Origin of the sequence: Actinoplanes sp. NPDC051633, assembly GCF_040681735.1 — a bacterium.
GTDB lineage: Bacteria > Actinomycetota > Actinomycetes > Mycobacteriales > Micromonosporaceae > Actinoplanes.
On sequence record NZ_JBFAZH010000225.1, the window covers coordinates 1 to 8434 of the forward strand.

Consider the following 8434-nt stretch of genomic DNA (forward strand, 5'->3'; position numbering starts at 1 on the left):
GCCGACGGCGGCCGCGGTGGCGGTCGCCGATCCGGTCATCGCCGCCGTCGTCGCGCCGGCCTCCAGCACCGCGGTGATCGCCGGCGCCGCCGCGACCAGCGCCGGTCCGGCCACGATGGCGACGGTCACCACGACCGCCACCACGGCGACGATCGCCGCGACCTTCCAGAAGGTGCCCCACGACTCGCCGGTCGGGTCGCTGAAGGTGGCCGGGTTGTTGTTGCTGTAGAGGTAGCCGTGCAGGGTCTGCGGGTCGCCCGTGTCCACCTTCGGGTCCACACTGGTGAACCGGCCGAGGAACGGGTCGTACTCGCGGGCGCCCAGGTGGGTGAGCCCGACCGGGTCGACGGTGCCGCCGACCATGCCCTTGTCGAAGACCGACGGCCAGGCGGCCGGGGCCGGCCCGCGCAGTTCGCCGTACGGCAGGGTCCGCCGCTTCGCCGGGGTCAGCGTCGCGGCGTCGACGGTGAGCTCGGCGGTGCCGTGGTGGTCGCCGACCACCCAGTTGAGCTTCCCGGCGCCGCGCACCGCGATGGTCATGCCCGCGTGGGTGTAGTAGCGGGTCGCCTTCTTGGTGTTGGCGGCCTTGTCGAAGCGGATCTCGGTGGTGCCCGCGTACAGCGTGCGGTTGCCGTTCGCGTCGGTGCGGACGAGCCGGTTGCCGTCCGCGTCGTAGACGAACCGGGTGGTGCCGGCCGCCTCGGCGATCGACTCGACGCTGCCCTCGGCGTCCCAGGTCAGCGTCTGGCTGCCGCCCGCCGGCGCCGGCCGGGTCTTCGTGTTGCCGCCTTTGTCGTACGCGTACGCCCTGGTCGAGGGCTTGGCGCCGGTGGCGGTGACCCCGGTGACGGCGTGCGGACGCACGGCGGTCGGCCCGGACGGCGGCGTCGTGTACGTGTAGGTGGTGTCGCCGGTCGAGGCCTTGACCACCTCCTCCGTACGGTTGCCGGTGGCGTCGAAGGCGTACTCGCGCCAGTACTGCGCGGGTCCGCCGAGGCCGGCGTAGGACGGGTCAGCGGCACAGCTGTCCGCCGCGGGTGTCCACGCCTTGGTGAGCCGCCGCAGGTAGTCGTAGCGGTAGCACTGGACGTCCGCGGCCTGGTTCTGCGGTGTGTCCGAGACCTTGGTGACGTTGCCGGCGGCGTCGTACTCGTAGCCGAAGTCGACCGCCTCCGGCTTGTCCATCGGCACCACGTTGCTGGCCGTCAGCCGCCGGGTCGGCTCGTCGTAGGTGTTGGTGATGGCCAGGTGCTTCTTGACGCTGCTGTCGCCGAGCACCCGCTGGGTCAGCTGGCCGATCTTGTCGTAGGTGACCGAGTCGACGTACACCTGGGCGGCCGAGTACAGCGTCCCGGCCTCGCCCACGTCGGTGTAGCCGTAGGTCAGCTTCTCCTCGGCGAGCCCGCCGGCGGCCGGCATCGTCGCGGTGGCCGGCTGGCCGTTCGGCTTGTAGGTCGACGTGGTCGTGTAGGTGCAGCCGGTGCCCGCCGGGCCGGCCGCGCACAGTGTGGTGTCGGTGGGCGGGACGACCACCGAGGTGGTGGTCGGGCGGGTCAGCTCGTCGTAGCGATCGGTACGGCTGACGTACGCGAGCGTCTTGGTGGGATCCGCCGGGTTCTTGACGTACCGCGTGGACCCGCTCGGCTTGCCCTTGGCCAGCTTCGTGCCGGCCTCGTTCATCGCCGTCTTGTCGTACGCCCACTCGGCGCGCAGCGGACCGGTCGCGCTCCCGTCACGCATGGTGGTCTTGCGGTTGATCGCGTCATAGGTCCACGCGATCGTCGCGGTGCCCGTGCCGACCTGGCCGGTCTCGGTGGCCAGGTTGCCGGCGAGGTCGAAGGTCGAGGTGGTGGTGCCCTTGTCGGGGTCGACCTCCTTGACCTTGCGGCCGCGCGCGTCGAACTCGAAGTTCCACGTGTTGCGCAGCGGGTCGATCACGGTCTTCTGCTGATCGAGCAGGGTGTAGCGGTACGACGTCAGGTCGAACGTCCGCGCGTCGTCACTGCCCGCCTGGGCGGGGTCCTTGTACTGCCGCAGCGCCGTGATGTTGCCGTGCGCGTCGGTGATCTCGGTGGTCGCGATGCCACCGGCGGGCGGGACCTCGGTGGTCCGGTCGCCGCCGTACGTGGTGGTGGTGCGCCACTTCTCCGCTCCGAGCGCCTTGAAGATCTTGGCCTTCTCGCGCCCGGCGCCGTCGTACAGGTGCTCGGTGATCGCCGGGATCTGCCCGGTCGGCACGCCGAGGGTGGTGTCCGGCGCGGCGTTCGTGTCGTCGTAGTACGCCTCTGACTCCCAGGACACCCGGCCGGCCTCGTCGTACCTGGTGTCGGTCAGGGTGCGGCCGCCGCCGGTCGCCTGGATCTGCGCCTGGCGCTGGCGGAGGAACCCGTCGTACAGCGCGATCGAGGTCCGGTATCCGCTGCCGGTGGGCAGCAGGGTCCGGGTGGTGACCGCGGTCGGCCCGCCGGAGTTGCGGGTCTTGTACTCGAACTGCAGGCTCGGTGTGTCCGAGCCCTCGTCGCGGCCCGGCAGCCACACGCCGGTCAGCCGGCCGAGACCGTCGTAGTGGAGGTCGGTGGCCAGGCCGTTCGCGTCCTGGATGTGGGTGGCCAGGTCCCAGGCCGGCTCCCGGGTGGTGATCACCTGGTGGCCGAGCGGGTTGGTCACGGTGGTCCCGGTGAGCAGGCCGCCGTTGGCGAACGTGTAGTCGGTGCGCGTGGTGTAGTCGCGCGCGTCGGTCTCCGTCCTGACTCGGCCGTTGTCGTCGTAGGTTCGCGACGTCACCGAGTAGACCGGGGTGGTTCCGCTGAACCGTTCGAGCTCCTCGGTGCGCACCACATCGCCCTCGGTGGGCGCGCGCCCGAGCGAGTCCGGGCCGTCGTACTTGTCGTAGAACTTGCGGGTCCGGGTCAGCACCGCGCCCGGCTCGGCGCAGGTGCCGGCCACCTTCTCGGTCTGTGCCACCCGGTCGACCAGCCCGATGCCGGGGTTGCGCGCGTAGGTCGTCCGGACGCAGGTCTCGTCGCCGTCGGCGTTCGCGTCGCCGAAGTCGTCCTCCAGCCGCACCAGGCCGTCGTCGTTGAAGGCCTTGGTGGTTTTGGTGGTGCGATAGCCACCGGCGGCCAGAGCGATGCGGGTACGCGTGGTCGCGGTCTGCGTCATCCAGGCGTTGGTGGTGACGTCGTCGCGGGTACGGGTCGCCGTCGGGCCGCGCAGCCACGGGTCGTTCACTGTGGACTCGACCTCGGCCCCATCGGGGCCGTTCAGCGTGGTCTGCTCGCGGACGAAGCCCTGCAGCGCCTCGCGGTCCTTGATCGGGCCACCCCAGCGACCCTCGACCGACACCTCCCGCTTCTCGGTCTTGCTCAGGTAGTCGCCGTCCATCCCGCGCAGATACGTGTACTCCGTCGCGGTCTGCTCGCCGCCCGGCTTGCCCTGCCGCACCCGGACGCTGCTGTACCCGCGCCACTCACCCCACGTGCGGTACTTCTTCTTGGTGAGCTCGTCCTCGGTGTAGTGCCAGGCCGGCTTGTCCAGGTAGTCGTAGAACGTCGTCTGGTCCGGCTGATCGGTCACCACGTCGTCGAGGTCGACCCGGGTGACGACGTACTTGTGGAACCAGTCGATGGCCGGGTCGCCGCTGCCCGGGAAGGAGTAGTACGCCGGGAAGCAGCGGGTGGTGTTGGTCTTCGGCTGCGGGAGCGAGCTGCGGGTGCAGTCCCGGTCCGAGTACGAGATCAGCGTCTTGCCGCCGGACTCGTTGAGGATCGACTTGATCCGCCACCGCTTCAGATCGGTGCGCTGATCGTTCTCGGCGTCGACCCGGTTCTCCAGCGGCTCCGCGCCCGGGCTGAAGACGATCTCCGGATCGGACGTCGCGACGCCGCCCGCCCGGGCCAGCTCGCCCGTGCGGGTCAGGCCGGCCAGCCACATCGGCACGCCCTCGCCGGTGCCCGCGCTGAGGAACTCCTGCCGCAGCTTCCACGACTCGACATCGGTGTACGCCGTGGCCCCGCTACGGATCTGCGCGGTGACCTCGGTCAGCCGCCGGGCGGACCAGAACGTCGGCGCCGGCTGCTTCTCGCACGGGCTCTCCTTGCAGTACTGGTCCCACGGCGTGTCCCGCCACGACGACTTGACCGGGTCCGACTTCCACGCCTCGCCCTCCCAGCAGTTGCTGAGGCAGCGTTCCTTGGTGGTGAACACGACCCGCAGCGGCGCGGCCTGGTCGTACTCGGCGTCCTTGCGCATGCCGTACTCGACGCGCTGGAGGTAGCCGCCGCGGTCGTAGGTGGTCCGCTTGTCTGGGTTGGTGTCCCGGCCGTAGGCGCCCTCCTCGCGCTGGTAGAAGTAGGCCATCGAGTTGCCGTGCGGGTCGAGGACGTAGTCCAGGTTCCACCGCCAGGCCTGGTCGCAGCGCGACTCCTCGAGCCCTTCGTCGGCGTGGCACGGCTCGTTCTTGTCGTTGCCGTAGACCGGCGCGGTCCACACCGAGTTGGTGACCGGCTTGTTGTCGGTCCACCCGGGCAGCTTGTGGTACCCGAAGAAGTACTGCGTGCCGTCGGCGGTGACGACCTGCCAGTACTCGTTGTCGTTGTCGCCGTTGCCCACCTTGCGGTCGGTCAGCTTGCGGACGGTCGTGCCGTCGTCCTTCTTGAGCCGCCAGACATCCCCGTCGCGCACGAGCTCGCCGGCGTGCCCGTTCATCGACAGCGTCGCGTTGTCGCTGAACCAGCACTGGTCGTTGGTCTTCTTCTCCGGGTTGTCGTCGGCGCAGGAGGCGTACTTGCGCTCGATGAAGCCCGACCACATCGACCAGCCGTCACCGACCCAGCCGCCCTGGTTGTTGGTGGCGCCGGTGAGCCCGTCGACGCTCTGCGACGAGTAGTCCAGGCTCAGCGTCGGCGCCGGGCCGCCGAGTGCGGGCGGCAGGCGCAACGGGTACGACCAGCTGAAGTCGCCGGTCTGGTTGCTGACCTGCCAGGTGCTCGCGGCGTTGAGGTCGGTGGCGGTGTAGTCGCCGTTGTCGCCGGAGGGTCCGGCCTCGGCGGCGAGCACGGTGGCCGCGCCGCCGGACACCGCGACGGTGGCCGCCGACAGCGTCTGCTTGGCGACGTCATTGGTGGCCGGCACCGGCGTCGACGACCGGCACGCCGCGACCTCCGGCGTGGTCAGGGCGCAGGCCGGCAGCCGGACGAGCCGGAGCCGGGACGCCCAGTCGCCCCCGACCGCCTGGGCGAAGGATGAGTAGTCCACCTTCACGGCGAGCGACTGCGAGGCGGCCGAGTCGAGGCTGACCAGCAGACCGTCCACGTCGGCGCGACCGGTTGCGGCCCGGTCGTGCACGGTCAGCCCGACGGCCGCCGCCGCTCCCGCCTTTCGGCGCAGGGTGACTCCGCGGTCCGCGACACCGGTGGCCGGGTCGACCGCGCGGCGACCGGCGGCCGGCCACGATGCCTTCACCGGGACGGCGGCCAGCTTGCGCAGGTTGGCGTTCTCGGTCGCCAGCGCCGCGGCGTGCGCCGGCGTGACGCGTACCCCGGTGACCTGTTTGGGTTTGGGCAGTTGCGAGGGTCCAGGGTCGGCCGAGGCGGCGGGCTGGCGGACCAGCCCGGCCGCCAGAACGGCGACCAACGGGAAGAGGAGCAGGGATTTGGGCGTGCGAGTACGCACCGCGACCTCCTGTATTGGGTGGGTGGGTTACTCGGACGCGAGCTGGCAGATCTTGGTGGTGGACAGGGCGATCGGGTACGCGCGTACCTCGTCGACCGCGCCCGTCCAGGCCTCCGCGCCGGCCTGAGCACGGCCGGCGACGAGCGGCCCACCGGAGGTGTCGGCGGCGCCGGTGAACGGCGCCTGCACCATCTCGCCGGCGCAGCTCGTCGGGTTGCCCATCACGTGCAGCTGCATGGTCTGGGCCGGGGCGTTGTACACCGCGGCCAGGTGCACCCAGGTGTCGTTCACCGGCTCATGGGTCCGGCCCAGGTCGTCGGCGACCGTTCCGGTTGCGCACACCTCGCTGGTGCCACGCATCGCGAAGCACCAGCCGCCGCGACCGGCGTTGGCCGATGCCAGGTAGCGCAGCTGGAACCGGCTCGCCGTCGTGCCGTCCTGGCTGATCGCGGTCTGCGTGCCGCGGGCCAGGTCGGCCGGCTTGACCCAGGTGGTGACGGTGAAGCTCTTGTCGGTGTCGACCACCGGCCCGGCCATCGTCACCGCGCCGCCCGGCGCGGTGAACGACACGGCGTTCCCACTGAACCCGGCCTGGAAGGTGGCGCTGCCGGTCAGGCTGCCGGCCGCGGTGGCGACCGTTGCGTCGTCCGGCGAGCATTCGGCCTTGCCGGTGTCCGCGACGGTGGTGCCGGAGGCCTCGTTCATCGTCCAGATCGAGCAGCGGCTGGGCGGCGACGAGATCCAGAACTGGTGGTCGGAGGTCGCGCTGGTGTTGCCGGCCAGATCGAGCGCCCGGGCGTGCAGCACGTGCACCAGGTCGGTGAGGGGCGTGTGCGGCGCGGTCGCGCTCTTCGGCGTGCCGGCCGCCGCGGTGGTGGTCGAGGCGCCGCCGTCGACCGACCAGACGAAGTCGGCGGTGTCCGTGCTCGCATCGCTGAGCGCGAACTGCCCGGCCGTGCCGACCAGGGCGCCCCACTCCTTGTACGGGAATGAGTCCGAGGTGACCGCCGGCAGTGCCGGTGGAGCGGTGTCCACGATCAGCGTCTGCCAGCCGGACCAGTCGCCGGCCAGGTCGTTCTCGTCGACGGCCTTGGCCCGCCAGTAGTACGTGGTGGCGTTTCGCAGGGTCGCCGACACCTGCCAGGAGGCGACGTTGCCGGAGGCCTTGACCACCGGCTTCGTGCCGGTCCCGGCGACCAGGGTGCCGGTGTCCGACGCGGTCGCCCGCACCTCGAAGGTGACGTCCAGGTTCCCGCCGTAGGGGTCGGTCACCTTCGCGTTCAGCACCGGCTTGACGGCGCGGACGGTGGCCGGCGAGCTGCACGCCTTGTAGCAGTCGGTGGTCTTGCTGAACGGCTGCGGCGCCGGCTTGTCGGGCTGCTTGTCGTAGGTGGCGACCAGGTACGTCTTGTCGGTGAAGAACTTCTTCCAGCGGTCCTGGGTGGACTCGTACCCACCGTCCTCGTTGCAGGCGCACAGGCCGACGGCGTACGCGTTCCAGCCCTGGCTCACGCCGTACTGGACGTCGCTCTTGACCCCGCCACCGTCGAAGACGGCCTTGGCATCCGGCTCGATCTTGCCGTTGCAGCCGCTCTCCTCGTTGGCGTGCCCTTCCCACGCGTCGATCCGCGTGCCCGACGGCAGCGGCCGGGTGCTCCACGCCATGCGGGCGCCGTTGGTGCCGTTGAGCCCGCCGACCCGGTAGAGGTGCACCCAGGTCGAGTCGCACGACCAGGAGTGGTCCAGCAGCATCTCGATGTGCGCCTTGAGGACCTTGGTCCCGGCGACCCGGTGCATGGTGGAGATGTCGAACTGGAAGAACGACCGGAAGAGCGTCCCGTCGTACGGGTTGCGACCCACCTGCGCCCGGTTGCCGACGCCCCAGTCCTTGTTCTCGTCGTCGGCCCACGCCCACTTGTTGCTCTTGCCGTTGAACGGCGGGTCGATGAAGACCGGATACACGGTTGCCGGACCGGTCAGCAGCGCCGGGTCCGGGGTGACGCTGAGACCGTCACCGTCGATCTGCACCGCGACCGGGCTGGTCTTGGCGGCCGGGCCGGGCGCTCGCGCGTCGGAGCCCTCGCCGTCGGTGGCGGCGGCCATCTTCCGGTTGGTGGCCGGCGCGGGCGCGGCTGCGGGGGCGGCGGCGGAGTCCCACATCGCCGCGCCGGCCGTGGTCGCGAACGGCTCGCCGGCCGAGTTCACCAGGTTGACCGCGCCGTCCTCGCCGGCGACGACGCGCGCGGTGCCGCCCACCTCGTAGTGGATCTCGCGCAGTTCCGGATTGTCCGCGGCGTCGGCGCTCTTGACCTCGAGGGTGTGCTGGAACCCGTCGGCCAGCGCGGTGACGTGCAGGTCGACGCCCGGGTAGACCTCGGGGTAGACGGCGGTGTCGCCCTCGATGCGCGGCGGCCGCAGGGCGGACGGCCAGCTCAGCTCGAAGGCGGAGCCGCCGGACCGCCAGGTCGCGAAGGGCTCGTCGCCGCCGTCGGAGAACGCGATGTCGGCGACCGCGGCCTCGGGCACCAGAGCGCCGTCGGAGCGGCGCTGCAGGTCGGTCTTCACCGGCGCCCAGGATCCGTCGGGGCGGTGCACGCGCTGCGGCGTCACGCCCACCTTGGTGGTCATGGTCCCGGCAGGGTCCACAAAGGTCTGTGCCAGCTCGGTCCGCTCGGCGAGGTTCTCGACCGGTGTGCCACACCGCAGAGCCATCTCGGCGGCGGCCTCTTCGGTGGCGGCCTCGGCGGTGCAGGGCGGTGGT

At 71.2% G+C, this 8434-nt stretch carries 2 protein-coding genes; both read right to left on the minus strand.

All coding sequences use genetic code 11. The annotated features are described in order from the left end of the window. The coding region (locus AB0M20_RS15275; protein WP_364298412.1) for an RHS repeat-associated core domain-containing protein at positions 1–5673 on the minus strand (5673 nt) is incomplete at its 3' end. Between the two features lie 27 nt (positions 5674–5700). Then, positions 5701–8434, minus strand: a 2734-nt coding sequence (locus AB0M20_RS15280; protein ID WP_364298414.1) for a LamG-like jellyroll fold domain-containing protein, incomplete at its 5' end; no start/stop codon positions are given.